Here is a 26,103-nt window from a genome sequence, read left to right on the forward strand (position 1 = left end):
GCGAGCTCCCCGGCTTCCAGCGGCTCTTCCCGGACGGCTTCGCCGAGCAGCGCACCGCCGCCGAGATCGCGCTCTCCCAACCGGTCACCGTGCTCACCGGCGGCCCCGGCACCGGCAAGACCACCACCGTCGCCCGGCTGCTGGCGCTGCTGGCCGAGCAGGCCCACGCGGCCGGGCGGACCGGGCTGCGGATCGCGCTGGCCGCCCCGACCGGCAAGGCGGCGGCCCGGCTCACCGAGGCGGTCAGCACCGAGGTGGCCGCCCTGGACCCGGTGGATCAGGACCGGCTGACCGGGCTGCACGCCAGCACGCTGCACACCCTGCTCGGCTCGCGGCCGGGCAGCTCGGTGCGGTTCCGGCACCATCGCGGCAACCGGCTGCCGCACGACGTGGTCGTGGTCGATGAGACCTCCATGGTGTCGCTGACGATGACAGCCCGGCTGTTGGAGGCGGTGCGGCCGGAGGCCCGGCTGATCCTGGTCGGCGACCCGGACCAGCTCGCCTCGGTGGAGGCCGGCGCGGTGCTGGCCGACCTGGTGGACGGCCTGGCCGCCCGGCCGGGCAGCCGGGTGGCGACGCTGCGCACCGCGCACCGGTACAAGGAGTCGATCGGCGCGCTGGCGGCGGCGATCCGCGGCGGCGACGGCGACGCGGTGCTGGCGCTGCTGGCCGCCGGTGACCAGCACCTGGAATGGGTCGACGTGGCCGACCCGGCCGAGCGACTGGCGGCGATCACCGTGCCACACGCGCGGCGGGTGCGCCAGGCCGCGCTGCTCGGCGACGCCGGCGAGGCGCTGCGCACCCTCGACGAACACCGGCTGTTGTGTGCGCACCGCGACGGCCGGCACGGCGCGCAGCATTGGAACCGGCAGGTGCGCCGCTGGGTGAGCGCGGAGACCGGCGATCCGGCGTGGGCCGAGTGGTACGCCGGGCGGCCGCTGCTGATCACCGCCAACGACTACGGGCTGGGCGTGCGCAACGGCGACACCGGGGTGGTGGTGGCGCGCAACGACGGGCTGCGGGCGGTGATCGGCACCGCGTCCGGTCCGGTGGAGCTGGCCACCGGGCGGCTCTCCGACGTCGACAGCATGTATGCGATGACCATCCACAAAAGCCAGGGCAGTGAGGCCGGCGAGGTCACCGTGCTGATGCCGCCGGTCGAGTCCCGGCTGCTGAGCCGCGAGCTGTTCTACACCGCGGTGACCCGCGCCAGGCACAAGGTGCGGGTGGTCGGCTCCGAGCAGGAGATCCGCGCCGCGCTGGACCGGCGGGCGGTGCGGGCCAGCGGGCTGGCCCGCCGGCTGCGCGAGGCGTGATCTCCGGTGTCCCGCCGGCGTGCTCGCCGACCACATCCGCCCGGATAGCCCACACTGGGGTAATGACGGATTCCGGCGACACCCGGGTGGCGGTCTACTTCGACTTCGACAACATCGTCATCTCCCGCTACGACCAGGTCAACGGCCGCAACTCGTTCCAGCGGGACAAGGCCAAGGGCCTGGAGAAACACCCGGACCGACTCGCCCGCGCCACCGTAGACGTCGGCGCGATCATCGACTTCGCGTCGTCGTTCGGCACCCTGGTGCTCACCCGCGCCTACGCGGACTGGTCGGCCGAGGTCAACACCGGCTACCGCGAGCAGCTGGTGGGCCGCGCGGTCGACCTGGTCCAGCTCTTCCCGGCCGCGGCCTACGGCAAGAACGGCGCCGACATCCGGCTGGCCGTCGATGCCGTCGAGGACATGTTCCGACTGCCGGACCTGACCCACGTGGTGATCGTGGCCGGCGACTCCGACTACATCCCGCTGGCCCAGCGCTGCAAGCGACTCGGCCGCTACGTGGTGGGCATCGGGGTGACCGGGGCGACCAGCCGGTCGTTGGCGTCGGCCTGCGACGACTTCGTCAGCTACGACGCCCTGCCCGGGGTGTCGGCGTCCGAGCCCGCACCGGCCGGCGCCGCACCGAAACGGCGCACCAAACACGCCGCCGACGAACCCGACGAGCCCGGCGAGCCGGGATCCGACCCGCAGGCCGGCGCCACCCGGCTGCTGACCCGGGCGCTGCGGATCGGCCTGGAGAAGGACGACGTCGAGTGGTTGCACAACTCGACGGTCAAGGCTCAGATGAAGCGGATGGACCCGTCGTTCAGCGAGAAGGCGCTGGGTTTCAAGTCGTTCAGCGACTTCCTGCGGTCGCGCTCGGATCTGGTCGAGCTGGACGAGAGTTCGACGACACGGATGGTGCGGCTGCGCGGGTAGGGCCGCGCCGGCTCAGGAACGCGCGCAAGACGGTGCGCCGCTATCCAGCGGCGACCGCTCCCGCGGGATGACCTCCGGATGCCGGTCGATCGCGTCGACCACCGCGACGAACTCGCTGCCCAGCGTGCGTCCGCCGGCCCGCTGCTGCTTGTCGATGCGCACCAACAGAAACGCCCAACCCCGCAGCAGGTCCACCCCCGCCCAGTCGGGGATCTCACCGGACCGGGCGAACTTCTCCCGCTCCGGCCGCAGCAGCTCCATCAGCTGCGGCCCGCCGCGAGCGAGTCGTCGGTAGCCGTCGTAGCAGTGCGCCCACTGGATCACCTCCGGTAACGCGTAGATCCGGGTGCCGCACTCGGCACAGCAGTCCGGGCTTCCGGAGTTTCGGTGTCCGCGCGGGCAGAACACCGCCTCCGGGGTTTCGACAGCCTCCGGGTAATCGCTTCGGCCATCGGTGTTCTCGCGACTGGTGGAACCACTATCCATGCTTATCTCCGAGGTGCGCCCCACGCCGGGGCATATTCGTCAACGCTGGTATGTAAGGCCGTCGGTCAGGATACCGCGATGTGTCGGCGATGGAGTCAACCGATTTTCTTGATTTTCGTCACACTTCGCTGACCGCCGGTCATAACAGCGGGCCGCCGCCGAACACCGTGCGGTGCGACGCCGGCCGGCTGCCGCCGACGTCGGCCGGCCCGTATTCGCAAGCGATTTCGGCGGTGACCCAGGTGTGGCCGCGGGCCATCAACGCCGTCATGTCCGGGTGCCCGTCAACGACAGCTGGATCGCGGCGACCGCGGCAGCACTCCGGATTCCGGTCGTGACCCACGACCACACCGCACTGCCTGACGTCGAGGTCATCACGATCCGACCCGAGCCAACCACTGTTTCGATTGTTTCAATCGAAAATCCGACTGGTAGGATGCAAGCATGCCCACCGCCGTCGTCCAGCTCGCCGACCAGGTCGTCGAGCGCGCCAAGCACGACGCGGAGTTCGCCGCGGTGCTCGACGCCATCCTGGCCGCCCCGACCGCACCGCAGGGCACCCTGGAACGCGTCGCCGCCCAGCACCTCAACGACCAGCGTCGCGCCGCGCTGACCCGCGAGTTCGTCGCCGGGTCGCTGCCCACCCGCGCGGTGCAGACGCTGCTGGGCCTCGGCTCACCGCAGGCGGTGCACCGGCTGCGCACCCGGGGGAAGCTGATCGGCGCCGCGGTGGGCAACCAGACCTGGTTTCCGGCTTGGCAATTCGACGGCGACCGGATCTGGCCGGTCCTGCCGCAGGTGTTGACGATGCTGACCCGCTTCACCTCCGACCCGATGGCCGCCGACCGGGTCATCCGGCTCAGCCGCGACGAGCTGGGAGGGTTGTCGATCGCCGAGGCGCTGCGAAACCCGAAGATTGCCGAGGTCGCGTCGGCGATGCTGACCGCCCTGGACGGCTGACCCGGCCCGGTGACCGAACTGCCCGAGCTGCCCGGCGGCTACCGCGCGCCCCTGCCGACCGGCCGGCCCGCCGGGCTGCGCCGCCGCCGGGTCGCCGCCGGCACCGAGATCTGGCGGCTCGACGCCGCCGAACCGCGGACCTGGACCTGGGCCGGGTTCGACGCGCCGCGTTACCGATTCGACCCGGAGTCGGGCGGGTTTCGCACCCGCTACGGCGCCGGCGAGCTGATCGGCGCGTTCCGGGAACGCTACCGCCCCACCGGCCTCGTCGTCCCCGCCGACCACGCCGGCCAGCACCTGGTCCGGCTGGTCGCCGCCCGGCACCTGCGGGTGCTGGACCTGCGCACCGAGGCCAACCTGGACGCGCTCGGCGTCGACGACCAGATCAGCACCGGCCAGCACCCGCAGGTGTGGCAGACCTGCCATCGGCTGGCCGACGCGGTCCGGCGGTGGTGGGACGACCTGGACGCGATCGTCTACCGGTCGCGCACCACCCCCGGCGGGTCGGTCAACGTCGCGTTCTTCGCCACCGACGGGCTCACCGTCGAGTCCTGGTCGCTGCGTGAGCGCGTCGACGTGCTGACCGATCTGGTGCTGCGGCACGGCTTCACCGTCGGCTGGGACGCGTTCTGAGTTCCCAGCTGCCCGCGGATCCGGTCCACCTGGTCGACCAGCCGGCCGAGATGCGAGCCGGCCCAATAGATCTGGCCGCAGGCCGCACAGCGGCTGAACCGGTGGTAGTAGCGCCGGGTCAGCGGCTGCAGCCGGTCGACCACCGCGTCCTTGGCCACCTCGGTCAGCTCGCCGTTGCACCGCAGGCAGCGGGTCAGCGGCGCCAGCCGGTGCGACAGGTCCAGCCGGCGGATCACCTCGACGGCCTGCTCCTCGGGCCGCCGGGAACGCACGAACAGCCCGTGGCTGACCGCGCTGCGCTTGAGCAGCCCGCGGTCCCGGGTGAGCAGGATCCGGCGTTGGCCCGCGCTGATCGCGGCCAGCGCGGCGTCGTCGGCGGCGGCGCCCGGCCAGCACACGTCGAAGCCGAGCAGCCGCAGCAGCCGGGCCAGCCGGCCCAGGTTGACGTCGACCACGAACCGGGTGTCGCGCAGCGCCGCCGGGCGCAGTCGGCCGACCGCCTCGACGTCGAACGCCTCGAAGACCGGGTAGGCGGCGATCCGGTCACCGGTCGCCGGGCGGTGCGCGAAACCCCGTGACTCCCCGTTGACCAGGATCAGGTCGATCTCGGTGTGCGGGATGCCCATCGCCTCCAACACGTCCTTGACCGTCTGGTGCGCCCGGAACGGGCGACGCACGGTCACCCCGCGCTGGCCCGGCGCCAGGAAGTCGTTCAGCTCGGCGTAGGCCCGCACCTGCAGATGGCCGGCCATGCCGCCATTCTCCCGGTTGCCGGCCCGGTTGGCCGCGCCGTGCCGCTATCCGCCGACGCCGCCGTTGCCGACCGCGACCAGCAGGGTTGCCGTCCGGTCCCCGTCGCCGGTCACGGCGCGCAGCACCAGCGGGTAGTACCCGTCGGGCACCGCGGCCGCCACCTCGATGGTCACCGGCCGGTGCGCCGAGCCGCCGTCGTCGAACCGCCCGGAGATCGGCGCCGCGGTGACACCGTCGACGGCGGAGCCGGCGGTCACGGTGTAGTCCTGCGGCCCGGCGGTCATCCGCTGCAGATCGACGGTCGCGGTGCCGCTGCTGCCCGGTGCGACGGCGACGACGGCGGGGGCGGCGTTGACGGTGACGGTCGCGCTGCCCGCGCCGAACGACGGCGGTGCCGCCGATTCTGCGCTGCCCCACATCGTGTTCGGCTGGTCGGCCAGCCGGAACGTGAGGCTGCCGCCTCGCTGCACGATCGACTCGGGCAGTGACGTCTGGTCGGTGGGCGCTCCGTCGAGACTGAGCGCGTCGATGTAGGGCAGCCGCCGCCGACCGGAGGCGTTCGGCGCGCTGATCTCGATGGGTCTGCCTGCCGGGCGGGCGATCTCGATCCGGTCGAAGAGCGGCGCGTTCACGCTGAGCACCGACGTTCCGGGGATGGCCGGGTACAGCCCGAGCGCCGCCCAGACGTACCAGCCGGCCATCGCGCCGAGGTCGTCGTTGCCGGGCACCCCGTCGGGGGTCGGGGCGAACAGGGTGCGCCGGATCCGGTCGACCAGCCGCTGGGTCTTCCACGGCTGGCCGAGCTGGTTGTACAGCCACGGCACCGCGAAGCAGACCTCGTTGCCCGCCCACAGGTAGGGCCGGTTGGGTCCGACGTTGAGCTCGGCGGTGAACCGGTCCAGCCGGTCGGCCACCGTCTGGCGGCCGCCGAGCGCGGTCACCAGGCCGGCGGTGTTGTGCGGCACCCACCAGACGTACTGCTCGGCGTTGCCCTCGTCGTAGCCGACCTGGCCGAAGCAGTACCAGGGCGGCGGCGCGAAGCCGGGGCCGTCCGGGAAGAAGCCGGCGGTGCTGCGCGGCGAGACGTAGCGGGTGGTCGGGTTGAACAGGTTCTGCCAGTGCTGGGACCGGATCTGGTACTCGTCGGCGGTGGCCCGGTGGCCGAGCGCGTCGGCGAACCGGGAGATCGCGAAGTCGTCGACCGACCACTCCAGGGTGATCGAGGCGCCGGGGGTGGAGCCGTCGCCGCACGGCCCGCCGGTCTGCGGCAGGTAGCCGCGCTGCAGGTAGTCGATGATGCCCGGCCGCTCCACATACCCGCCTCGCCCGACCCCACCGCTGGTGGCGGCGTTCAGCATGTAGCGCAGCGCGGTGCCGGTGTCGAAATCCCTGGCGCCGAACGCGTACAGGCTGACGATCAGCGGCACCACGTTGTCCCCGCTCATCTCCGAGGTCGGCGAATTCGCAAGTGCCCACAGCGGAAACGCCCCGCTCTGCTCGGCGGCGTCGACCAGCGACCGGGCCATGTCGCTGCCGCGGTCCGGGAACAGCATCGCCTGCAGCGCGGCCAGGCTGCGGTAGGTGTCCCAGTCGGAGTAGTTGGCGTACTGGGTGTGCCCGGCCGCGGCGGTGTGCACCGCGTCATCGAATCCCCGGTAGCGCCCGTCGGCGTCGTTGAACGTGTTCGGGTGCAGCAGCGCGTGATACAAGGCGGTGTAGAAGGTGGTGATGTCGTCGCCGTCGGTGCCGGCCACCCGGATCGCCGACAGCGCGATGTTCCATTCCCTGGACGCGGCCGCCCGCACCTGATCGAAGCCGGCGCCGCCCTCGGCGGCCAGGTTCGCCCGGGCGCCAGCCACGCTGACGTAGGACAGCGCGGTCCGCACCTCCAGCACCGAGCCGGCCGGGAACACCAGGTAGCCGCCGGCCGACCCGCCGCGGCCCGACGACCCGCCGCGGGACCCGGGATGTACCGAGTAGCCGTCCCAGCTGCCGTAGTCGACGAACGGCTGGTTGACCTTCATCGCGAAATACACCGTGTAACGGTTGTTCTTGTCGCAGAAGCCGCCGCTGCTGGCCCAGCCGGTGACCGTGCTGCGGTCGGCACCGATCTCGATGGTCGCCGCCGACGTGCCCGCCAGCGCCCCGCCCGGGTGCAGGTACAGCAGCGCCGGTTTGTCGTTGCGCGGGTAGTGGAATCGGCCCACCCCGGTGCGCGTGGTGGCGGTGAGTTCGGCGGTCACCCCGGTCTCCGGGAACCGCACCGTGTAGTAGCCGGGCACCCCCGTCTCGGTGCGGTCGTGGGCGATCTTCTCGGTCGCATCCCACGGCCGCGCGCCGACCGGGGTGGTGGTCGGCAGCATCGGGACATCGCCGAACGCCGCGCAGCCCACCGAGGCGTGGGTCATGCTGAACCCGGTGACGTCATCGACGTCGTGGTCGTAGCCGGCGTAGGTGTCGACGGTGTCCGGCGAGTACTGCACCATCCCGAACGGCCGTGCGGCCCCCGGAAAGTTGTTGATCTCGCCGACCACCTCGCCGCCGGTGCCGGTGCCGATCAGGGTGTCGACGTGCCCGACCGGGTCGGCGACCAGCACCGGCCGGTACTGGTAGGCGGTCGGCGGGGCCGCGACCACCCCGGCGATCAGCAGCACCGCGGCCACCACCGCCAGGATCGCCGTTCGGGACCGCATAGCTGTCTTTACCGCATGTCCGCGCTCGGTGCGGGCATTTTCGGCCTGGCACCGGCGCCCGGCTCAGGGCATACTAGGTGGTGAGGTCTGCTCGAAGTGCAGCACAAAGTGAAGCCCGAATTGCCGGGCTCGTTTGACCCACCGCCGTAAGACGGGGAAGCGCCTTCGAGCAGATCTGTCTGCCTGAAGCGCCGGTTGCGCGGGGTCAGGTTCCGCAGAACGTCTGGTAGGCGCCGAATTCCGGTGGCGCCGGGGTGGCGTAGCGCTCCAGCCCGGGGCGTTCGTCGTACGGGGCGGTGACCGCGGTCAGCAGCCGATCGAACGGCGCCATATCGCCGTCGGTGGCCGCGGCCAACGCCTCCTCCACCAGGTGGTTGCGTGGGATGTAGACCGGGTTGGCCCGGTCCATCGCGGCGGCGTGGGGCCGCAGCCGCTGCCAGCGCGCCACCCAGTCGTCGAATCCGGCGGCGTCGGCGAACATCTCTCGGGCCGGGCCGAACTCGCCGCGCGCGGCGGCGGCCAGGCGACGGAAGAACGCGGTGTGGTCGACGCGGTCGCGCCGCAGCAACACCAGCAGGTCGTCGACCAGCGGTGCCACCGGCGGGTTCGGGATGTCGTGCGGCAGGCCGAGCTTGGCGCGCATGCCGGCGACGAAGGCGGCGTCGTAACGGGCCCGGAAGCCGTCCAGCTTCCCGGTGGCCAGGCGCACCGCTTCGTCGTCGTCGGCGGCGATCAGCGGCAGCAGCGTCTCGGCGAACCGGGCCAGGTTCCACCCGGCGATCTGCGGCTGGTTGCCGTAGGCGTACCGGCCGGCGTGGTCGATCGAGCTGAACACGGTGGCCGGGTCGTAGCCGTCCATGAACGCGCACGGGCCGTAGTCGATGGTCTGCCCGGAGATGGTCATGTTGTCGGTGTTCATCACCCCGTGGACGAAGCCGACCAGCATCCAGCGGGCCACCAGCGTCGCCTGGGCGGTGCTCACCGCGTCGAAGAGCGCCAGATACCGGTTCTCCGCGTGCGCGGCGTCCGGGTGGTGCCGGGCGATGGCGTAGTCGGCCAGCCGTTGCACCAAGCCGACCGCGCCGTCCAGCTTCTCCCGCCAGGCGGCGTACTGGAAGCTGCCCACCCGCAGGTGGCTGGCGGCGACCCGGGACAGCACCGCACCGGGCTGGCGGGTCTCCCGCTGCACCGGTGCGCCGGTGGCCAGCACCGCCAGCGCCCGGGTGGTCGGGATGCCCAGGGCGTGCATCGCCTCGCTGACCAGGTACTCACGCAGCATCGGGCCGATCACCGCCCGGCCGTCGCCGCCGCGGGCGAACGGGGTGCGCCCGGAGCCCTTCAGGTGCAGATCGCGCCGGTGGCCGGCGGCGTCGACAAACTCGCCGAGCAGCAGCGCCCGCCCGTCGCCGAGCAGCGGGACGTAGCCGCCGAACTGGTGGCCGGCGTAGGCCTGCGCGACCGGGGTGGCGTCGTCGGGCAGCGCGGTCCCGGTGAGCAGGCCGATGCCGTCCGGGCTGCGCAGCCAGGCCGGGTCCAGGTGCAGCTCGGCGGCGAGCGGCTCGTTGAGCGCCAGCAGTCTCGGCTCCGGCGGGGCGGTCGCCTGCCAGGGGATCGCCAACTCGGGCAGCTCGCGGGCGAACGAGTTGTCCAGCGCCAGAGCGCCGGCCGGGGAGAGGGTCACCCCATCCAGGGTACGGGTCGGGTGGATTCGGGCCGGCCCCCTAGCATTGGGTGAGGCTGGCCGAAACCGCGTGGACTCGGCGCCGATTTGCTATACCGGCGGGTGTGTATCGCTGCGGGTCGACCCGACTCGGGCGGACAGCAGAGACGGGAGGACGTGGTGACCGGACCGGTGCGCCGGCTGGGCCGGGCGGTGAGCCGCACCCCCAGCGGGCTGGAGGGGCGCGACCCGGTCTTCATCCGCCGGATGCTGCCCCGGCTCTGGCTGCTTGCCCAGCTGTACTTCCGCGCCGAGGTGACCGGGTTCGAGAACGTCCCCGACGAGCCGGTGCTGTTCGTCGGCAACCACAGTGGCGGGGCCGACATCCCGGACACGTTCGTGTTCACCCTGGCCTACCAGACCTACTTCACCGTGGACGGCCGGCCGCTGGTGGCGCTGGCCCACGAGCTGGTGACCCGGATGCCGGTGATCGGCGACATGGCCCGCAAGTTCGGCATGGTGCGCGCCGGCCAGGCCGCCGCCGCCGACCTGCTGCGCCAGGGCGCCAACGTGCTGGTCTACCCCGGCGGTGACGTGGAGGCGCTGCGGCCGTGGCGGGACCGCAACACCATCGTGTTCGACGGCCGCAAGGGCTTCCTCAAGCTGGCGCACGCGCAGCGGGTCAAGATCGTTCCGGTGGTCGCGATCGGCGGCCAGGAGACGTTCTTCGTCTTCAACGACGGCCGCACAGCGGCGCGCTGGCTGCGCTTGGACAAGCTGCTGCGGGTGAAGTCGCTGCCGATCAGCTTCAGCCTGCCGTGGGGTTTCCTGGCCGGCGACCTGCCGCACGTCCCGTTCCCGGCCAAGATCCGGATTCAGGTGCTGCCGCCGATCGACCTGCGCGAGCGGTTCGGCGACGACCCGGACTGGGACCATGCCTACGGCTACGTCACCTCGGTGATGCAGGTGGCGCTCTCCACGCTGGCCGCCAAGACGATCATCCCGATGCTCGGCTGATGGCGACGATCAGCCGGTCGGTGCGGGTGCACCGCAACATCGACGAGGTGGCCGCGGTCGCCACCGACCCGGACGTGGTGTTGCCGATCATCGGCAGCTTCGGCCGGTGCAAGCGGGTCGCCCTCAACCCGGACGGGTCCCAGGAGTGGGACCTCTACATCGCGGTGCGCACCATCCACGTCGGCGGCCGGGTGCGGGTGGAACGGTCCTCGTCGCACGTGTTGGCCTGGCGCTCCCAGATAGGCAAACGGCACACCGGGCAGACCGAGGTCACCCCGGCCGGAGACTCGGCGGTGGTGACCATGTCGATCACCACCAAGTTCGCCGGGATGTTCGCCGGGTGGCTCACCGAGCGGCTGGCCGGCGGGATTCTGGCCCGCAACATGGAGGCTGGGCTGCAGCAGCTGCGGCATGCGATCGAGTACGGGGGGTAGCGGCTCGGTTCACCCGATGTATGCGGCGGTGATGTCGGTCTGTGCAAAGCCGTCACCGACGTACAGCAGCGTCTAGCAGAATCTCGGCGAACGACACGCCCACCAGGCCTAACTCCCGTAACCCCCCTGGACGCAACTCCCGCGCACGCTCTGCTGCGGTCACCGATCCGTGTAGCCCAGCGAGCAGCCGCTGCACGCGTGGGCCCTCTCGGCGGCAGAACTCCCCCGCGAGCAACGCGCCGCACCGGCGTGCGACAGCATGCAACCACGGCGAGCCGACTGGATCGGTTGCATCGGGAGTTAGCGGCGGCGGCACGCACCCGTCCGAGAGATGCCGCAACCTACGCGGTCGTCCTGGAACGGGTGCTCCAGGTCTGCCGGACCGACCGGGCGGCTGAGTACTTCGATGTGCCCGGGCTGTATCTGGAGTTGTCCGACGAGTACCAGACGCTGCGCCGATACGACGACGCGCTGGCCGCTGTCGACGCGGCGATCCGCGCCGGGCTGGAAGTGGTCCCGGACCCGCGGTGCCTGCGCGCGGAGATCCTGATGCGCGCCAGCCGGATCGACGAGGCCGAACCGATCTGGGCGGCGGTGCACGCCGACAGCCCCGACGACGTCTGGGTTCGATGTCGGCCACCCCGGCCGGCGGGTGCGGGAAACGGTCGGCGCAGTGCCGGCCAGTGTGCGGCTGCTGCTCGACCTGCTCGCCGACGGGGTGAAGCTCACCCCGGGCGGGCGGCTGCCGCGGGTGGTGGTCCGCGAGGTGCAGTAGCACCGCCCGCACTGATACCCGCTGGACCAGCCGGCGTCCGTCGAAGAAGACCTGTACCCGCTGGCGATGCTGCACCAGCTGCTGCGCCGGGCCGGGCGGCTGCGGCTGCGCCACGGCGTGCTGGCGCCGACCCATGCCGCCGGCGACGATCTGGCCGTGCTGCGCCGACTGCGGGCGGCGTTCACCCCCCAGGGGTTCGACACCCAGCTGATCGAGCTGACCGTCGGGCTGCTGGCCGAGGTGTGGGGCCGCGACGAGGGCGAGGATTAGTTCGCACCTGCCGTCACACCACCAGGCGCTCGACGGGCTGGCCGGTGACTTGCGCTATCAGGTCAAAGTCCTTGTCCAGAGCCAAAACAGTCAGGCCGGAGAGCTCGGCGACTGCCGCGACGAGAAGATCGGGTATCGATGGCCCACGATGCTGACCGCGGTCGGCCAGGATCAACTGCACCTGGACCGCCCGATCCTCCGCCGCCGGCGTGAGGTATTCCACTGGCATCAGCGCAAGAGGCGGCGCGGCGGATTCAGCGTGTGCCTGCGCAGCGGTCCGGAACGAGTACCCGATCTCCAGCCGGGTGATCGTGCTGATGCGCACCGTTCCGCGTTCGATGCGGTCAATCCACAGCTGCGCGTCGGGCGACTGCGCCAACCGGGTGTATGCCGACTTGTCGACAAGCCAGGTAGTTACCGCCACGCCGCCGCCATCACCTGCGGGTCGTCGAGATCGCTGGCCGCTTCGGCTGCCCGGCGCAGGTCTTCAATGCTGAGTCGGCCCGCTGTCGCCAAGGCCGATCGTTCGGCTTCGAATCGGCGCCGCAGATACTCATTGCGGGATAGACCCTGCGCTGCGGCGTCGGCGTCGATACGGGTGATCGCGGCTTCCGACAGGCCCCTGATCAGTACGTCCGGCATGATCGCCACCTCCCGATATCGTCGATATCACTCTAGCCCGGTGTGTCGAAGTCTGGCAGCCGGCGGTCGTTTGTGCACCTCACCCGCTCGCAGCACGCCGCGCAGCCCCGGCGCGGTCTGCTGATCGTTCGTTCGCTTGTCACCGCTTGTCGGTGCCCCCCGCTAGCGTCGCGACCAATCACCAGGCGGAAGCGGGTTAGCGATGACCGATCAACTCACCGAGCTGACGACGGCGCAGTGGGACCGGCTGCCGGTCTTCCTGCGGGAATGTATCGCCGCGGCGCGACGCACCACGCCCCTCACCGAGACCGAATGGCACGCCTGGGAGAATGGGATGCGCGGCTACTACGCCGATGCCGGACGCGACTGGCCCGGGGTGGTGGTGCGAGTCGGCTCACCGCTGGTCGGCTCCCTGGCGGCGGAGGCTGCGCTGCGTGTCCTACGGGGACGACGACGCCCGCCGCAGCGTCGAAGTGCTGTCGACCCGGCAGAGATCACGGCCGCGGTCGACGCCGTCATCGACGCGACGCTGGCCCGGTTTTTTCGCTTCACGGTCCGCGAAGGCGCCGAGACCGGGATGGATCCGAAGCTCCGGGCCGCGGCGGCATCGACGGCGGCGTGCGCCGCGCTCAGCACCGCCCCGACGCCGGCCGTGCCCGCGCCGAACGGTGGCCGACGGTCCGCCTGGGTCAAGCCGCGGAAACGGACGCCACCGGAGCCCCGGGCGCTCGTTGCGGCAGTCGACCGGCGGCTGTACCGGGAGGTCTTTCACCAGCTGTGCCCGGCGATGTTCTACGCGACCGAGATGGCCGTCGACCTGCCCGTCGAATTTGCGGTCATCGGCTCGATTCCGATGGAGTGGCGTCGCGCCGTGTTCGCCCGTTCCCATAGCCGGCCGATCGTCGCCGCATTTTTCCGGAACGAGGTGACGCTGCCACTGGCAGAGGATGTTTGGCGGTTCAGCCGGGCGTATCAGGATGCGCTGCTGACCCGCTGGTGGTGGCCGACCCGCGATTTCATCATGGTCTGCGACCGGCCCGTCGAACTGCACCTCGATCCCGGTGACCGGCTGCACAACGACTCCGGCCCGGCGCTCCGGTGGGCGGACGGCTGGGGCCTCTGCTTCTGGCACGGCACCCAGGTGCCGGCCGACCTGATCGACCCCAGGTGGACCCCGGAGCAGATCCTGGACGAACTCAACGTCGAGACCCGCCGCTGCGCCATCGAACGCATCGGCTGGGATCGTTTCGTCGTCGACGCTCGATTGACCGAACTCGACCGAACCCTGGACCCGGCCAATCCGGGGCAGCTGCTGCGCCTTTACCACGTACCGGGCCGCGGCACCGGCCGGGATATGCGGGTCTTGTTGTGCACCAACGCCACCCGGGAGCGCAACGGGGAGCGCCACAGCTTCGGGCTGACCATGCCCGTCGACTGTCCGACCGCGCTGGCCGGCGCGGCATGGAGCTTCGACCTCACCGAGGCCGAGTACGCCACCCTGGCCCGGGCCACCTGACCCGCGGCACCAACCGAGAAGGAGAACCCATCATGGCTTCCGGCATCGAAAGGGTGATGTTCCTGGTAGCCAGGTAACGCTGATTTCCAGTTAATCTAGCCGACCCGATCGTCGCCGCCGTGCCGCTACAACCCCACCGCCTGCGCGGCCAACGTCGCCACCTCACCCCGCAAGTCGGAGATCGGCGTCGAGCCGCGCACCTGGATCGCGTTGGTCAGCAGCACCACGTAGCTGTCCGAGGCCGGGTCCAGCCAGAGCGAGGTGCCGGTGAAGCCGGTGTTGCCGAAGCTGCCGATCGGAAAGACCCGGCCCCGCGGCATGGAGAACGGGGTGTCGATGTCCCAGCCGAAACCGAACAGGTTCTGCCCGGCGATCGCCGGATAGTGCGGCGCCAGCAGCGGATCCGGGTTCGGCGTGTTTTCGACGGCCGCCCGGGTGGCCGCGTTGGCGGCGTCGACCTGCCCGGGTTGGTGTCCGGGCTGCTGGGGGGTCGTCATCAACGCCACGGTGGCCTGCCGCAACGGGAACTCACTCGGCCGGCCGGCCAGCCGGTCCAGCAGCGCCTGGGCGAAGACACTCACGTCATGGGCGGTGGAGAACACGCCGGCATTCCCGGCGACGCCGCCCATCCGCCGTGCGGTCGGGTCGTGCACGGTGCCGCGCAGCAGCCGGCCGAAGTCCGGGTTCTCGGCGGGGTCGTCGATGTGCTGCTCGTCCCACGCGGTCGGGGCGATGCGGCCCAACAGCTCGGTGCTCCAGGTCCCCGGCGGACAGGCCGGCGGATCGCCCCCGTCCGGCCCGGGAGCCCAGCCGATCGCCGACCCGCGCACCACATGCGGGCCGCACGCTTTGGCCGCCGGAAGGTAGCGGGTCTCCGTCATGCCAAGCGGGGCAAAGACATTGCGTTGCACGTAGACGTCTTCGTCCTCCCCGGTGAGCTTCTCGACCAGCGCGCCGAGCAGCAGCAGGTTGATGTCGGAGTAGCGGAACTCCGCGCCGGGCGCCGACACCAGCGGCGCGCTCAGCGCCCGACGGATGCCCTCCGCCTTGTCGGCTTCGGCCAGCCCCCACGGGTCGTGCAGGTCGATGTCCACGGCCTCACCGGAGGTCTGGGTGAGCAGCATCCGCAGCGTCACCTGGGCACGCTGCGGGTCGCCGTCCGGGTTGAAGTCGGGCAGGTGCTGCTGCACCGGATCGTCGAGACCGATCTTGCCCTGTTCGTAGAGCTGCATCACCGCGGTCGTGGTGGCCAGGCACTTGGTCAGCGACGCGATGTCGAAGATGGTGTCCTCGGTCATCGGCTCGGCCGGTGCCGGCGCCCCGTCGAGCCCGGCTTCGCCGTCTAGCTTGCGCACCCCGTAGGCCCGGTGGAAGGCGACCCTGCCGGCGTGGCCGACCACCAGCACCGCGCCGGGCATCCGGTCGGCGGCGATCGCATCGTCGATCAGCTTGGAGACCGGCGCGAACTCCGGGGGCTCGGGGGCGGGATCCACCGCCGGTTGCTGGATCACCGGCGTCTCACTCCTTACCGTGGTGCGGGTGTCGCGCGCCGCATCGCCACGCGAGCACGCCGCGGCGAGCACCAGCAGGACCGTCGCCGCGGCGGCAAACCTACGCAACCCCAGCCGGCCGACCGGGCGTGGCAGCCGGGTCCGCGGTGGCTGGGAGTCATCGTCGCTGGTTACCCGCGCCAGCGTAGCGAGTGTGGTGGCCCGAGCCGGCCGTCAACCCGGCCAAATTTGAAGCGGTGTGCAGCTGGCGAGGCGGTTGAAGTCCTCGTCGGCGTGCAACAGCGGTGCACCGGTGCGCACGCAGGGAGCGGCGATCAAACAGTCGACCGTTTTGCGGATCGTCACGCCCGCGCGTCGTGCCGTGCGATACAGCGTGGCGGCGAGCATAAAATCGTCGAGGCCCTCCAGACGAAGGATCGGGAAGGCGCGCAGATAGCGCTCCACCAGCGTCGCCTCCCGATCCGACCGCAGCCCCTGCAGAACCTCGGTGACGATGACGTCGGTCAGCGCGACGGGTTCTCCCGATTCGATCAACTCAACACAACGCCGGGCCTGCGGCGCGGGAGCGTCGTTCAGGACGTCGATCCAGACGCTGGTATCGACGACGATCACGAGCGGCCGCGACGGCTCTCGGCCAGGTCGCCGTCCCAGTGCACCTTCCCGCGCAGGTCAAGGATGCCGATCCGGCGGTGCCGGGCGACGAGTTCACGCAGCGCGAGGTCCACGGTTTCGCGTTTCGTCGCCGTCCCGACGAGGCGTTGCGCCTCGCGCAAGACATCGTCGTCGATATCGATGTTCGTTCGCATACACACGAATTTACACAGACCGTTGTGTATGTGCGGCATGCTCGTCCGGCTCGGGCGACCCTGGCGCATCGCGGTCCGCCGCGGCTTGGCAGACTAGGTCCATGGCACACGTAACCTTCCACGGAAACCCGATCAACACCGTCGGCCAACTGCCGGCCGTGGGGTCGTCAGCCCCCGCTTTCAGCCTGACCGGCGCCGACCTCGGTGCGGTCAGCAACGACCAGTTCGGCGGCAAGCCGGTCCTGCTCAACATCTTTCCGTCCATCGACACCCCGGTCTGCGCGACCAGCGTGCGCACCTTCAACCAGCGGGTCGCCAGCAGCGGCGCCGCGGTCGTCTGCGTCTCGAAGGACCTGCCGTTCGCCCAGAAGCGGTTCTGCGCCGCCGAGGGCATCGAGAACGTGACGAACGCGTCGGCATTCCGGGACAGCTTCGGCGAGGACTACGGCGTCACGCTGACCGACGGGCCGCTGGCCGGACTGCTGGCCCGCGCCGTCGTGGTGATCGGCGCCGACGGCAAGGTCGCCTATACCGAGCTGGTGCCGGAGATCGGCCAAGAGCCGAACTACGACGCGGCGCTGGCCGCGGTCGGCGCCTAGTCTCGACTGTCGTATCCCGGGCGGTGGCCGCGTCGGCCATCCGCCGGGAGTGTCAGTTGTCTTCTCCAGGGGCGCTCCCTTCGACGCGCACGGTGTTGCAGATCGGGTTACCGACCAGCGCGCAGTCCCTGTCCTGATCGATGCATGCCTGGAACTGCTCGTCGGTCAGGGTCTGTGACGGCGCCTGGCAGTGGTCGGGTCCGGCGACCGGGGACGCGCGAGCCGCTGCGGGCGCACCGATGGCGAACACTGCCGCGGTGAGGGCGGCGGTCAACCTGTTCATGCCCACCGGTCTACCGCACGGGTGTGACAAGCCGTGCGGGCAAGAAGGCGATAGCGCCGGTGATACCGAGTTGTGCACTGGCAATGGGAGCTGTCAGACCCCGACGACGATGAGACGATCGGGGTGTGAACGACTACGACATCATCGGCGACATCCACGGCCACGGTGCCGAGCTCGAAGCGCTGCTGGCCCAGCTCGGTTACCGCTGCAACGACTGGACGTCGGCGTACTGGCATCCGAAGCGGCGCGTGGTCTTCGTCGGCGACCTGGTCGACCGCGGCCCGCAGCAGCGGCGGGTGCTCGAGATCGTCACCCGGATGGTGGACGCCGGCAGCGCCCAGGTGGTGATGGGCAACCACGAGTTCAACGCGATCGGCTACGCGACCATCCGCCCCGGGGGCGATGGTGAGTACTTGCGTCCGCACACCGGGAAAAACGCCCACCAACACCAGGCGTTTCTCGACGAGCTGAGCACCACCGAGCGGGAGAGGCATCTGGAGTGGTTCAAGACGCTGCCACTCTGGTTGGACCTGGGTGGTCTGCGGGTCATCCACGCCTGCTGGCATGACGAGTCGATGCGGATCGCCGACGAAACGTTGGGCGGGAACCGGTTCAACACGCTCGACCAGTTCGTCCGCGCGTCGACCAAAGGCGACCCGCTGTACCACGCGATCGACGTGCTGCTCAAAGGCCCGGAGATCAGCCTGGCCGAATACGGGCAGCCGGCGTACCAGGACAAGGGCGGCGCTATCCGCGAGAAGGCCCGGATCTGCTGGTGGGACGAGGATGCCACGACGCTGCGACAGATCGCCCTGGTGGACGACGGATCGAAAACCGTCGACGGCGAACCGTATCCGGTGCTGCCCGACATCGAAATCCCGCTCGAAGAACGCGATTACGCCTACACCGGAACGGTGCCGGTGTTCTTCGGGCACTACTGGCGGAGCGACGAGCCGGAGCCGTCGCGCGACTTCGGCGCCCGCAGCGCCTGCGTGGACTTCAGCGTCGCCAAGGGCGGAGCGCTGACCGCGTACCGCTGGTCCGGCGAGGACCGGGTGGACCCCGACCACTACATCAGGCTGGCCGGTTGACCGGAGCGCCGCCGATGCCGCGCTGCGCCAACGCATCACCGAGCTGTCGGTGCACATCCCGTGCGGCGGGCTGCGCGGCCCGCCGCGGCGTCGCAGCCGCTACGCCTCGTGCCTGCCGGCGCGCTGGCAGTCCTGCCGGCACGAAGACTCCCCCGTGGTGTGGGAGGGCTGCGACGTCTCCCGGGAGTGGGACCTGTGCCTGGTCTGCCTGCGCGGCGCCGCCGGCGGGGTATCGCGCTGGGCGTGGCTAGCCTGCGAGCACTGCCGTGCGGTCAACGACGCGCTGGGCCGGTCGCTGGCGTTGGGCCGGCACAGCCGGATGAACGGCATCGGGGTGGTAGTACGCGCTGCGTAATTTCGATACTGACAGCAGCGGGCTAGCGCCGTGCGCCGGACGGGACGCGTCGGGTCGGTCGGTTAACCTGGCACCGCGAGGCGCGACGAAGGGGAGTCCGGATGCTGGTCCTGCACGCCTGCTGGTCGGCAACGGATGGCTGCCGGCTGTGGGCCGAGGACTCCGATGCGGCGGTCAAAAGCCGCAGCCAGGCGCTGCGTTCGGCGCGGCCGCACCCGTTCGCGGCACCGGCCGAGGTGATCACCGGGATACACCCGGGCAAGCCCGGCACCTGCGTGCTGCTGTTGCCCTCCCTGCGGTCGGCGCCGCTGGACTCCCCGGAGCTGATCCGGCTCACCCCCCGCCCGGCCCCGCGGACCGATGCCACCCTGCTGGGGTGGACGGTGCCGGTCGTGCACCTGGCCGCCGCCGCCGCATCGGCGGTGATCGACCAGCCGGTCACCGAGGTCCGCTACGGCGCGTCGATCGGCTACCTCGGCGAACTGGTCGGCTTCGCGCGTGAGCTGGTCGAGCGGGGTCGGGTGCTGCCGGCGCTGCGCCACGACGAACACGGCGTGACCGGGCGTTGGCGCCCGGTGCTGCAAGGCCGTGACGTGGCCGCGATGACGGCGCTTGCCACCGCGATGCCGCCGGTGTACCGGGCCGAGAACGACGGCTCGGACCCGCACGAGTTGGCGTCGTCGACGCTGGAGGCGATGGTCGACGCCGCGGCGCGGGCCGCCCTGGCCGGGGTGGACCTGCTGCCGCCGCGCCGGGGGCGCCGCCCGACCCGCCTTCCCGCCGTCGAGGGGTGGTTGGTGGCGCTGACCGCCCCCGACGGTCGATTCGACGCTGCCCCAACCGAACTCGATTCGCTGGCGCGGGCGTTGGCGCCGTGGGAGGAGATCGGCACCGGCGCCGTCGGCCCGGCCACCGTGACATTCCGGCTCTCCGAGGTCGACGACGCCGCCGTCGACGGCCGCGACCCAGCGGGGTCGCGGGGGCGGGTGGAGTTACTGCTGCAGTCGACGCAGGACCCGAGCCTGCTGGTCTCCGCCGCACAGGTGTGGAACGACGACGGCAGCCTGCACCGCTGGCTGGACCGGCCGCAGGAGCTGCTGTTGGCCGAGTTGGGCCGGGCCAGCCGGATCTTCGCCGAACTGGCCGACGGCCTGCGCACCGCATGCCCGTCGCAGCTCATCCTCGACGCCGACGGCGCCTACCGGTTCCTGTCCGAGACGGCCGCCGTGCTCGACGAGGCCGGATTCGGGGTGCTGCTGCCGTCCTGGTGGGACCGGCGCCGCAAGCTCGGGCTCACCGCCTCGGCGTCCACCCCGATCGACGGCGTGGTGGCCAAGCCCAGCAAGTTCGGTCGTGAGCAGCTTATCGACTTCCGCTGGGAGCTCGCGATCGGTGACGACACCCTCACCGACGACGACATCGCGGTACTGGCCGCCGCCAAGTCCCCGCTGATCCGGCTGCGCGGCCAGTGGGTGGCGCTAGACCCGGACCAGCTGCGCCGCGGGCTGGACTTTCTGGCGCGCACGCCGACCGGCCGCAAGACCGCCGCCGAGATCCTGGCGTTGGCCGCCCGCCACCCCGACGACGTCGACACCCCGCTGGAGGTCACCGCGGTGCGCGCCGACGGCTGGCTCGGGGAGCTGCTGGCCGGGACCGCCGCGCAGTCGCTGGCCCCGGTCAGCCCGCCGGACGGCTTCACCGCGACGCTGCGGCCCTACCAGCTGCGCGGCCTGTCCTGGCTGGTGTTCTTGTCCTCGCTCGGCCTGGGCAGCTGCCTGGCCGACGACATGGGGCTGGGCAAGACGGTTCAGCTGCTGGCGATGGAAGCCGTTCAGCGACACCAGGATCCCGACACCGGGCCGACGCTGCTGCTGTGCCCGATGTCGCTGGTCGGAAACTGGCAGAAGGAGGCGGCGAAATTCGCGCCGGGGCTGCGGGTCTACCCCCACCACGGCGGCGCCCGACTGCGCGGCGATGCCCTGGATGAACTGCTGGCCGACACCGATCTCGTCGTCACCACCTACGGCACCGCCACCCGAGACATCGACGAGCTGGCCGGAAAACAGTGGAACCGGGTGGTGCTCGACGAAGCGCAGGCGGTGAAGAATTCGCTGTCCCGGGCGGCCAAGGCGGTGCGACGGCTGCAGGCCGCGCACCGGGTCGCGCTGACCGGCACCCCGATGGAGAACCGGCTGGCCGAACTGTGGTCGATCATGGACTTCCTCAACCCCGGGCTGCTGGGATCGTCGGAGCGGTTCCGCACCCGCTACGCGATCCCGATCGAACGCCACGGGCAGACCGCGCCGGCCGAGCACCTGCGAGCGGCCACCCGGCCCTACATCCTGCGCCGGGTGAAGACCGACCCGACGATCATCGACGACCTGCCGGAGAAGATCGAGGTCAAGCAGTACTGCCGGCTCACCGCCGAGCAGGCCACGCTGTATCAGGCCGTCGTCGACGACATGATGGACAAGATCGAAAACAGCGACGGCATCGAGCGACGCGGCAACGTGCTGGCCGCGATGACCAAGCTCAAGCAGGTGTGCAACCACCCGGCGCAGCTGCTGCACGACCACTCGCCGGTGGGCCGCCGATCGGGGAAGCTGATCCGGTTCGAGGAGATCCTCGAGGAGATCCTGGCCGAAGGCGACCGGGTGCTGTGTTTCACCCAGTTCACCGGGTTCGCCGAGCTGCTGGTGCCGCACCTGGCGGCACGCTTCGGCCGCGATGTCGCCTACCTGCACGGCGGCACCCCGAAGAAACGCCGCGACGAGATGGTGGCCCGGTTCCAATCCGGGGACGGGCCCGGTGTTTTCGTGCTGTCGTTGAAGGCGGGCGGCACCGGGCTGAACCTGACCGCAGCCAATCATGTCGTGCACCTTGACCGGTGGTGGAATCCGGCGGTGGAGAACCAGGCCACCGACCGGGCGTTCCGGATCGGACAGCAGCGCCGCGTGCAGGTGCACAAGTTCATCTGCACCGGCACGCTGGAGGAGAAGATCGACGAGATGATCGAGGATAAGAAGGCGCTGGCCGAGCTGGTGGTCACCGACGGCGAAGGCTGGCTGACCGAGCTGTCCACCGGTGACCTGCGTGCGGTGTTCGCGCTGTCCGAAGGGGCCGTCGGTGAGTAGGGGGCGCTCGGATCGTTGGGACGGCTGGTATCCGCCGCCGGCACAGCCCCGCCCGGTCGAGGGCGGGCTCAAGGCGCGCAGCACCCGCGGCGCGATCGCAAAGACCTGGTGGTCGGAGCGGTTCATCGCGGTGCTGGAAGGCTTCGGCTTGGGCAGCCGGCTGCAGCGGGGCCGCAGCTACGCCCGCAAGGGGCAGGTGATCTCCCTGGAGGTCGACGCCGGGGCGGTCATCGCTGCCGTGCAGGGCAGCCGGGCCCGGCCGTACCGGGTGCGGATCGGGATCGGCGCGTTCGGCAAGGCCGAGTGGGCCCGAATCGAACAGGCGTTGGCCGAAAATGCTTGGTACACCGCCAAACTTCTGGCCGGGGAGATGCCCGAGGACATCGAGGACGTCTTCGTGCGCCTGGGGCTGTCGCTGTTTCCCGGCACCGTCGCCGATCTGGCGTTGGACTGCTCCTGCCCGGATTTCGCCGTCCCGTGCAAGCACCTGGCCGCGGTGTTCTATCTGCTCGCCGAATCCTTCGACGAGGACCCGTTCACCATCCTGGCGTGGCGCGGCCGGGACCGCGCCGACCTGCTCGAGCACCTGGCCGCCGTGCGCGCCGACCGTTCCCCGGGCACCGACCGAGCCGAGCACCCGGCGCGGCCGCTGGCGGACTGCCTGGTGGGCTACTACCTGAGGCAGGACGGGACGGCGGTGTCGGACCCGGCGTCGCCCGGTCCGCCGGCCGCGCTGCTCGACCTGCTGCCGGAGATCGCGGTGGCCGTGCGGGGACGGTCGCGGCCCGAGCTGCTGCGGCCGGCGTATCTTGCGTTTTCGGGTGGGGAGTCAACCCGGGTTGGGCAGCCAGCCGACGCCGGCGGAAACTCACCCGCTGGTTGACGAATCCAGGCTGGCACGAACATCTTTCATCCGCCGGTAGAGCCGCAGCGGATGCTCGGGTATCCGCAGGAACCCGTACCGCTGGTAGAACGCAGCGGCTTGCTCGTCGATCGCGTCGACCACGACAAGGCGTGCAGCGGCGGCTTCTCCGGCCAGCACCGCCTTGCGCAGCGCCTCAGCGAGAAGCATTGCGCCGACACCGCTGCCCCGCTCTGCACGATCGACCGCCAGTCTGGCCAGCAACACAACGCCGACCGGATAAGCCGGCATGCCGCGCAGAAGCTTCGTCGGGGCCTCGACGCGACGTACCGAGCCCATCGACAAGCTGAAGTAGCCGACGACGCGGCCACGTCGGGTGACGAAGGTCCGCGCGGAGTCCATGCCTTGCGCCGCCAGCGCGTGGCGGTGCAGCCACTCGTCGAGTACCGCGTCTCCCGAATTGAAGGTACCGACGTCGTGGTGAGCGCCAAGCCGTTCGAGCGGGACCCACCGCGGGTGGCTCACGTTTCGGACGGCTTCGGGGTGTTCTTGAACAGGTCGACCAGTTCCGGCACCGATTCAGCCGGCTTGTCGAGTTCGGCGATGAACCGGTCGAACGCCGCATTCGACAGCACCAGATCTTGGTGCTGTTTGACCACCCGCTTCGCCCGCGAGGTGACGGTGTCGAGCACGAACGCCGTGACGGTGCTGTCCTCGAGTCCCGCCGCCTGACGGATGAGCGAATCCTGCTCGGGGGTGACGCGCACCTCCAGCCGATGACGCCGGGTGTTGACCGAACGATCGCTCATCGACCAACTCTACCATCGTCCGGACGGTGTCCGGACGTCAAACAGCTTCAAGAGCGTATCGTTGCTGATGTTGCCCGTCGCCACCACGACCAGCTTCCGCGGCGAACCCTTCAGAAGGTGTCCATCGCGAAAATCGCGATCCTTGGTAATCACCACTCGTTCCTGCGTATCGGCGACCTCGACAACCTCTGCATCGGTAGATGCGTTCCCGCATGCCAAGTCACTGGTGTGGAGAACGTCATGGCCGGCGTCGCGAAGAAAGGCGGCCAATCGAATCGGCAACTGTGCGTCGACCAAAAACTTCACGCCGAACCGAGCGCAACGCTATGACCACCCGAGGTCAACGCACCGAACTCCAACGTCGCGAGAAGATCCGCACGCTCCAGGTCCGGATAATCGGCGAGGACGTCCTCAATGGTCATGCCAGCGGAGAGAAGCTCCAGCAGTGACTGGACCGGATACCGCAGGCCCCGCACCACCGGCTGCCCATGGCATACCGCCTGGTCCACAGTGGTCCGCTCCAACCGTGTCACCTGGTCAGGATACCGATTAGGTGCATTCCGGGGCAGCCTTCAGCCGGCGCGGCGCCGCTGACCCCCGCGTGCGCCGGATGCGGCAGGAAGACAGCCGCTGATCGAACCGCTGCGGCCAGCCCGACCGCGGACCACGTCGCAGGCCGCCTCAAACCGTGCCCATTCGGCGTGTGACGGTCGCACCGAGTAGCAGAACGCGGGCCCGCCGACGCGTCGACGGAACACCAGCTCACGCATGTCAGTGCTGCCGCGAAACACCCTGGCGTGAACCCACGCCAGGGCGGGACCGACGGGTCTTTGATGCTCAGAGCCATGTTGGTACCTTTTCCGACCCACATTGGTACCGAAGGTACCTAAGGCCAGACGCCAGGCCGATTCGGCGCGCGAGCACGCACGCCGGCACATGCCGCCACGCAGGACGGATCGGCAACAGCCGAATAGACGATCCCGCAACCGCTGATGGACAGATCCGCAGCAATAGTATGGACGGATCCGCGAGGTATTCTGTCCGGATGGCCGTGATCGAACGGGCGATCGCCCCTGTCGTGCTGACCGCTCTCGCCGACACACCCGTCGTCGTCGTCAATGGCGCTCGTCAGGTCGGGAAGACGACCCTGGTCGCGGGACTTGAGTACCCGAGCGGGCGAGCCTGTGGCATTTCCGCGATCGCGGTGGCGCCGAAGTTGATTTCGTTCTCGAACACCCCGACGGTCGGGTCTGCGGTATCGAAGTCAAGGCAACCAGTACACCGCGGACCGAACACCTGCACGGTCTCCGCTATCTCGCCGACCGGCTCGGTGACCGGTTTCAGTTCGGCGTGCTGCTCACCGCAGCACCGGAAGCCACCCCGTTCGGTCCGAGGCTTGCGGCCCTACCGGTCAGCTCGCTCTGGACACGCTGACGACGGGCTGGGCGCGACCGCGACGTGTCGGTGCCCCTCGCTGGTCTCGCAGCTCTCCTCGGCGGTGGCGGAGCTCGTCGTGACCAAGATCCGTGACCAGGATCGTGGTTCCGGGGTCGGGCAACGCCACCGTGTTTGCGTGCGACGCCAAGGGGTCGCAATGATGAGCCGATGAGCGCCCTCGCCGACGCGGTTCTGCCTCTCATCCGGACCCGGGCCGACGGTTGGCGGTGGCACATCGCCAACGCGCACGGGGGCCCAGATGCACGAGGCGGTGGCGATCCTGTGTCAAGCCGCTGATGATGACGACCCCGTCGAGGTGTTCGCGGTGACCCAACGCGCGATCGGATCAGCGCTGAAGGTGATCATGCGCGCCGACGACTCCAGTGGGATCATCGGCGACGCCTGCCGCGACCTGCTGGAGCTGCACGCGGCTCTGGCGCCCGGGCCCGCCCACCGGGGACGTTAGCTCGCGCGTACCAGGAAGCAGAGCCAGGGATCAACCAGTGATGGCAGGCGCGTCGCAGGCGCACCGATTCGTCAACGAAATCCTCAATTACGCCACCGCTGCCCGCGCCCCCATGAACACCTCGGTCGGCATCGGCCTCCGGACCCGCCAGGTGATCGCCATCGGCCGCTCCCCCTCATGCGAGACATAGTCGGCCGGTCCGAGGAACACGTACGGCGAGGTGCCCAGTGGATACTGCTTGGCCTCCCGGACGAACAGCAGCACGTGCGATCCCAGTTCGCGGTGGTGGATGTAGCGCTGGCCGGTTTTGGATGCCTCGGAGGTGGTTGACTGGGATTCCCAGTGGAAAAGCTCTGGGCTGAGCGCGAAGTCGCGGTACATGGTGGTCGGTGAGTAGTCGGTTTCGGTCTTCTTCAGCGTGACGAAGAACGCGTCGGCGTTGATCTCCTCGCACCAGATGACACCTTCGCGGAAGTGGCTGGGCTTGCGCCGCGCAGCTGCCCCGAGGCCGGCCAGGATTTCCTCCCGCGAGTAGCGGGCGTGCACCGCCAGCGGGACCTCTGCCAGGTCCGGGATCAACTCACCGAGCAACGTGGTGCTGCGGTGCGCGGCGTCGAAGGCGATGTCGATCACCTGACGCATCTCGCTGAGCACCGG

29 protein-coding genes and 3 pseudogenes are annotated in these 26,103 nt (G+C 70.3%); 16 read left to right on the plus strand and 16 right to left on the minus strand.

What is annotated here, in order from left to right; genetic code table 11:
• Nucleotides 1-1,316, plus strand: a 1,316-nt coding sequence (recD, locus tag AC2VNT_RS07340; RefSeq protein ID WP_486946224.1) for an exodeoxyribonuclease V subunit alpha, incomplete at its 5' end; no start/stop codon positions are given.
• Between the two features lie 62 nt (nucleotides 1,317-1,378).
• A complete protein-coding gene (locus AC2VNT_RS07345) occupies nucleotides 1,379-2,254 on the plus strand; it encodes an NYN domain-containing protein (protein ID WP_486946225.1) in 876 nt (291 codons plus the stop codon).
• A 12-nt stretch (nucleotides 2,255-2,266) separates the two neighbouring features.
• On the opposite strand, the gene AC2VNT_RS07350 is transcribed toward AC2VNT_RS07345, so the two are convergent.
• Together AC2VNT_RS07350 and AC2VNT_RS07355 are read right to left on the minus strand one after the other, a co-directional pair.
• On the minus strand, nucleotides 2,267-2,740 hold the full coding sequence (locus AC2VNT_RS07350) for a hypothetical protein (RefSeq protein WP_486946226.1): 474 nt from the start codon (nucleotides 2,738-2,740) through the stop codon (nucleotides 2,267-2,269).
• Between the two features lie 139 nt (nucleotides 2,741-2,879).
• Nucleotides 2,880-3,011, minus strand: a complete 132-nt coding sequence (locus AC2VNT_RS07355) for a hypothetical protein (protein WP_486946252.1) — start codon at nucleotides 3,009-3,011, stop codon at nucleotides 2,880-2,882.
• On the opposite strand from AC2VNT_RS07355, the pseudogene AC2VNT_RS07360 reads away from it, so the two are divergent.
• The 3 genes and pseudogenes from AC2VNT_RS07360 to AC2VNT_RS07370 form a co-directional block, all read left to right on the plus strand.
• Nucleotides 3,012-3,122 (plus strand): annotated as a pseudogene (locus AC2VNT_RS07360) (type II toxin-antitoxin system VapC family toxin); the annotation flags it as partial.
• A gap of 62 nt (nucleotides 3,123-3,184) precedes the next feature.
• A complete protein-coding gene (locus AC2VNT_RS07365; RefSeq protein ID WP_486946227.1) occupies nucleotides 3,185-3,700 on the plus strand; it encodes a hypothetical protein in 516 nt (171 codons plus the stop codon).
• Between the two features lie 9 nt (nucleotides 3,701-3,709).
• The gene (locus AC2VNT_RS07370; protein ID WP_486946228.1) at nucleotides 3,710-4,333 is read left to right on the plus strand and encodes an RES family NAD+ phosphorylase; all 624 of its coding nucleotides are present in this window, start codon (nucleotides 3,710-3,712) and stop codon (nucleotides 4,331-4,333) included.
• On the opposite strand, the pseudogene AC2VNT_RS07375 reads toward AC2VNT_RS07370, so the two are convergent.
• The 3 genes and pseudogenes from AC2VNT_RS07375 to AC2VNT_RS07385 all read right to left on the minus strand — a co-directional run.
• Nucleotides 4,333-5,085: pseudogene (locus tag AC2VNT_RS07375) on the minus strand (Mut7-C RNAse domain-containing protein); the annotation flags it as partial. The gene AC2VNT_RS07370 and the pseudogene AC2VNT_RS07375 sit on opposite strands and share 1 nt — an antisense overlap.
• 45 nt (nucleotides 5,086-5,130) lie before the next feature.
• Nucleotides 5,131-7,779, minus strand: a complete 2,649-nt coding sequence (locus AC2VNT_RS07380; RefSeq protein ID WP_486946229.1) for a GH92 family glycosyl hydrolase — start codon at nucleotides 7,777-7,779, stop codon at nucleotides 5,131-5,133.
• Between the two features lie 205 nt (nucleotides 7,780-7,984).
• Nucleotides 7,985-9,460 carry a protein adenylyltransferase SelO gene (locus tag AC2VNT_RS07385; RefSeq protein WP_486946230.1) on the minus strand — a complete coding sequence of 492 codons (1,476 nt, stop codon included), beginning with the start codon at nucleotides 9,458-9,460 and terminating at the stop codon, nucleotides 7,985-7,987.
• 159 nt (nucleotides 9,461-9,619) lie between these two features.
• Between AC2VNT_RS07385 and AC2VNT_RS07390 the strand changes: the two genes are divergently transcribed.
• The 3 genes from AC2VNT_RS07390 to AC2VNT_RS07400 all read left to right on the plus strand — a co-directional run bounded on the left by AC2VNT_RS07390 (nucleotide 9,620) and on the right by AC2VNT_RS07400 (nucleotide 11,935).
• On the plus strand, nucleotides 9,620-10,456 hold the full coding sequence (locus AC2VNT_RS07390) for a lysophospholipid acyltransferase family protein (RefSeq protein ID WP_486946231.1): 837 nt from the start codon (nucleotides 9,620-9,622) through the stop codon (nucleotides 10,454-10,456).
• A complete protein-coding gene (locus AC2VNT_RS07395) occupies nucleotides 10,456-10,890 on the plus strand; it encodes an SRPBCC family protein (protein ID WP_486946232.1) in 435 nt (144 codons plus the stop codon). Before AC2VNT_RS07390 ends, AC2VNT_RS07395 begins: the two co-directional genes overlap by 1 nt.
• 841 nt (nucleotides 10,891-11,731) lie before the next feature.
• The gene (locus tag AC2VNT_RS07400; protein ID WP_486946233.1) at nucleotides 11,732-11,935 is read left to right on the plus strand and encodes a hypothetical protein; all 204 of its coding nucleotides are present in this window, start codon (nucleotides 11,732-11,734) and stop codon (nucleotides 11,933-11,935) included.
• Nucleotides 11,936-11,948: 13 nt separating this feature from the next.
• Here AC2VNT_RS07400 and AC2VNT_RS07405 read toward each other — a convergent pair whose 3' ends face one another.
• Both AC2VNT_RS07405 and vapB read right to left on the minus strand, forming a co-directional pair.
• Complete coding sequence (locus AC2VNT_RS07405) at nucleotides 11,949-12,359, minus strand: PIN domain-containing protein (protein WP_486946234.1); 411 nt, start codon at nucleotides 12,357-12,359, stop codon at nucleotides 11,949-11,951.
• Nucleotides 12,350-12,577: a type II toxin-antitoxin system VapB family antitoxin gene (vapB, locus tag AC2VNT_RS07410; protein ID WP_486946250.1), complete on the minus strand. Its 228-nt coding sequence runs from the start codon at nucleotides 12,575-12,577 to the stop codon at nucleotides 12,350-12,352. Before vapB ends, AC2VNT_RS07405 begins: the two co-directional genes overlap by 10 nt.
• A 202-nt stretch (nucleotides 12,578-12,779) precedes the next feature.
• Between vapB and AC2VNT_RS07415 the strand changes: the two genes are divergently transcribed.
• Nucleotides 12,780-14,093 carry a DUF6745 domain-containing protein gene (locus tag AC2VNT_RS07415; RefSeq protein ID WP_486946235.1) on the plus strand — a complete coding sequence of 438 codons (1,314 nt, stop codon included), beginning with the start codon at nucleotides 12,780-12,782 and terminating at the stop codon, nucleotides 14,091-14,093.
• A gap of 125 nt (nucleotides 14,094-14,218) precedes the next feature.
• Here the strand turns inward: AC2VNT_RS07415 and AC2VNT_RS07420 are convergent, their stop codons facing one another.
• The 3 genes from AC2VNT_RS07420 to AC2VNT_RS07430 form a co-directional block, all read right to left on the minus strand.
• Complete coding sequence (locus AC2VNT_RS07420) at nucleotides 14,219-15,586, minus strand: serine hydrolase domain-containing protein (RefSeq protein ID WP_486946251.1); 1,368 nt, start codon at nucleotides 15,584-15,586, stop codon at nucleotides 14,219-14,221.
• 231 nt (nucleotides 15,587-15,817) lie between these two features.
• Complete coding sequence (gene vapC, locus AC2VNT_RS07425; protein ID WP_486946236.1) at nucleotides 15,818-16,216, minus strand: type II toxin-antitoxin system VapC family toxin; 399 nt, start codon at nucleotides 16,214-16,216, stop codon at nucleotides 15,818-15,820.
• The gene (locus tag AC2VNT_RS07430; RefSeq protein ID WP_486946237.1) at nucleotides 16,213-16,410 is read right to left on the minus strand and encodes a type II toxin-antitoxin system VapB family antitoxin; all 198 of its coding nucleotides are present in this window, start codon (nucleotides 16,408-16,410) and stop codon (nucleotides 16,213-16,215) included. The genes vapC and AC2VNT_RS07430 overlap by 4 nt, the downstream gene beginning before the upstream one ends.
• A 101-nt stretch (nucleotides 16,411-16,511) precedes the next feature.
• On the opposite strand from AC2VNT_RS07430, the gene tpx reads away from it, so the two are divergent.
• The gene (tpx, locus tag AC2VNT_RS07435; RefSeq protein WP_486946238.1) at nucleotides 16,512-17,009 is read left to right on the plus strand and encodes a thiol peroxidase; all 498 of its coding nucleotides are present in this window, start codon (nucleotides 16,512-16,514) and stop codon (nucleotides 17,007-17,009) included.
• Nucleotides 17,010-17,061: 52 nt separating this feature from the next.
• On the opposite strand, the gene AC2VNT_RS07440 is transcribed toward tpx, so the two are convergent.
• Entirely contained in the window at nucleotides 17,062-17,292 is a 231-nt protein-coding gene (locus tag AC2VNT_RS07440; RefSeq protein WP_486946239.1) for a hypothetical protein, read from the minus strand.
• 125 nt (nucleotides 17,293-17,417) lie between these two features.
• On the opposite strand from AC2VNT_RS07440, the gene AC2VNT_RS07445 reads away from it, so the two are divergent.
• The 4 genes from AC2VNT_RS07445 (at nucleotide 17,418) to AC2VNT_RS07460 (ending at nucleotide 22,755) form a co-directional block, all read left to right on the plus strand.
• On the plus strand, nucleotides 17,418-18,383 hold the full coding sequence (locus tag AC2VNT_RS07445) for a metallophosphoesterase (protein ID WP_486946240.1): 966 nt from the start codon (nucleotides 17,418-17,420) through the stop codon (nucleotides 18,381-18,383).
• A gap of 49 nt (nucleotides 18,384-18,432) precedes the next feature.
• Nucleotides 18,433-18,738: a hypothetical protein gene (locus AC2VNT_RS07450; protein ID WP_486946241.1), complete on the plus strand. Its 306-nt coding sequence runs from the start codon at nucleotides 18,433-18,435 to the stop codon at nucleotides 18,736-18,738.
• A gap of 101 nt (nucleotides 18,739-18,839) precedes the next feature.
• The gene (locus AC2VNT_RS07455) at nucleotides 18,840-21,872 is read left to right on the plus strand and encodes a DEAD/DEAH box helicase (protein ID WP_486946242.1); all 3,033 of its coding nucleotides are present in this window, start codon (nucleotides 18,840-18,842) and stop codon (nucleotides 21,870-21,872) included.
• Nucleotides 21,865-22,755, plus strand: a complete 891-nt coding sequence (locus tag AC2VNT_RS07460; protein ID WP_486946243.1) for an SWIM zinc finger family protein — start codon at nucleotides 21,865-21,867, stop codon at nucleotides 22,753-22,755. The genes AC2VNT_RS07455 and AC2VNT_RS07460 overlap by 8 nt, the downstream gene beginning before the upstream one ends.
• Here AC2VNT_RS07460 and AC2VNT_RS07465 read toward each other — a convergent pair.
• The 4 genes from AC2VNT_RS07465 to AC2VNT_RS07480 are packed head-to-tail and all read right to left on the minus strand — an operon-like array spanning nucleotide 22,741 to nucleotide 24,076.
• Nucleotides 22,741-23,259 carry a GNAT family N-acetyltransferase gene (locus AC2VNT_RS07465; RefSeq protein ID WP_486946244.1) on the minus strand — a complete coding sequence of 173 codons (519 nt, stop codon included), beginning with the start codon at nucleotides 23,257-23,259 and terminating at the stop codon, nucleotides 22,741-22,743. The genes AC2VNT_RS07460 and AC2VNT_RS07465 overlap by 15 nt on opposite strands.
• Nucleotides 23,256-23,543: a type II toxin-antitoxin system TacA family antitoxin gene (locus AC2VNT_RS07470; protein ID WP_486946245.1), complete on the minus strand. Its 288-nt coding sequence runs from the start codon at nucleotides 23,541-23,543 to the stop codon at nucleotides 23,256-23,258. Before AC2VNT_RS07470 ends, AC2VNT_RS07465 begins: the two co-directional genes overlap by 4 nt.
• Nucleotides 23,544-23,552: 9 nt before the next feature.
• Entirely contained in the window at nucleotides 23,553-23,849 is a 297-nt protein-coding gene (locus tag AC2VNT_RS07475; RefSeq protein ID WP_486946246.1) for a DUF5615 family PIN-like protein, read from the minus strand.
• Entirely contained in the window at nucleotides 23,846-24,076 is a 231-nt protein-coding gene (locus tag AC2VNT_RS07480; protein WP_486946247.1) for a DUF433 domain-containing protein, read from the minus strand. Before AC2VNT_RS07480 ends, AC2VNT_RS07475 begins: the two co-directional genes overlap by 4 nt.
• Before the next feature lie 637 nt (nucleotides 24,077-24,713).
• Here AC2VNT_RS07480 and AC2VNT_RS07485 point away from each other — a divergent pair.
• Nucleotides 24,714-24,977: pseudogene (locus AC2VNT_RS07485) on the plus strand (DUF4143 domain-containing protein); the annotation flags it as partial.
• A 262-nt stretch (nucleotides 24,978-25,239) separates the two neighbouring features.
• Complete coding sequence (locus tag AC2VNT_RS07490) at nucleotides 25,240-25,446, plus strand: hypothetical protein (RefSeq protein WP_486946248.1); 207 nt, start codon at nucleotides 25,240-25,242, stop codon at nucleotides 25,444-25,446.
• Nucleotides 25,447-25,533: 87 nt separating this feature from the next.
• Here the strand turns inward: AC2VNT_RS07490 and AC2VNT_RS07495 are convergent.
• Nucleotides 25,534-26,103: DUF3427 domain-containing protein (locus tag AC2VNT_RS07495; protein ID WP_486946249.1), on the minus strand; the 570-nt coding region annotated here is incomplete at its 5' end.

The organism is Mycobacterium sp. TH-M15 (genome assembly GCF_057473705.1).

Bases quoted from the DNA above. Each gene is read 5' to 3' on its own strand.
- AC2VNT_RS07440 (WP_486946239.1), bottom strand. From the start codon at position 17,292: ATGAACAGGTTGACCGCCGCCCTCACCGCGGCAGTGTTCGCCATCGGT.
- vapB (WP_486946250.1), bottom strand. From the start codon at position 12,577: ATGCCGGACGTACTGATCAGGGGCCTGTCGGAAGCCGCGATCACCCGT.
- AC2VNT_RS07400 (WP_486946233.1), top strand. From the start codon at position 11,732: ATGCTGCACCAGCTGCTGCGCCGGGCCGGGCGGCTGCGGCTGCGCCAC.
- tpx (WP_486946238.1), top strand. From the start codon at position 16,512: ATGGCACACGTAACCTTCCACGGAAACCCGATCAACACCGTCGGCCAA.
- AC2VNT_RS07380 (WP_486946229.1), bottom strand. From the start codon at position 7,779: ATGCGGTCCCGAACGGCGATCCTGGCGGTGGTGGCCGCGGTGCTGCTG.
- AC2VNT_RS07365 (WP_486946227.1), top strand. From the start codon at position 3,185: ATGCCCACCGCCGTCGTCCAGCTCGCCGACCAGGTCGTCGAGCGCGCC.
- AC2VNT_RS07355 (WP_486946252.1), bottom strand. From the start codon at position 3,011: ATGACGGCGTTGATGGCCCGCGGCCACACCTGGGTCACCGCCGAAATC.
- AC2VNT_RS07350 (WP_486946226.1), bottom strand. From the start codon at position 2,740: ATGGATAGTGGTTCCACCAGTCGCGAGAACACCGATGGCCGAAGCGAT.
- AC2VNT_RS07395 (WP_486946232.1), top strand. From the start codon at position 10,456: ATGGCGACGATCAGCCGGTCGGTGCGGGTGCACCGCAACATCGACGAG.
- AC2VNT_RS07430 (WP_486946237.1), bottom strand. From the start codon at position 16,410: ATGCGAACGAACATCGATATCGACGACGATGTCTTGCGCGAGGCGCAA.
- AC2VNT_RS07490 (WP_486946248.1), top strand. From the start codon at position 25,240: ATGCACGAGGCGGTGGCGATCCTGTGTCAAGCCGCTGATGATGACGAC.
- AC2VNT_RS07470 (WP_486946245.1), bottom strand. From the start codon at position 23,543: ATGAGCGATCGTTCGGTCAACACCCGGCGTCATCGGCTGGAGGTGCGC.
- AC2VNT_RS07415 (WP_486946235.1), top strand. From the start codon at position 12,780: ATGACCGATCAACTCACCGAGCTGACGACGGCGCAGTGGGACCGGCTG.
- AC2VNT_RS07455 (WP_486946242.1), top strand. From the start codon at position 18,840: ATGCTGGTCCTGCACGCCTGCTGGTCGGCAACGGATGGCTGCCGGCTG.
- AC2VNT_RS07345 (WP_486946225.1), top strand. From the start codon at position 1,379: ATGACGGATTCCGGCGACACCCGGGTGGCGGTCTACTTCGACTTCGAC.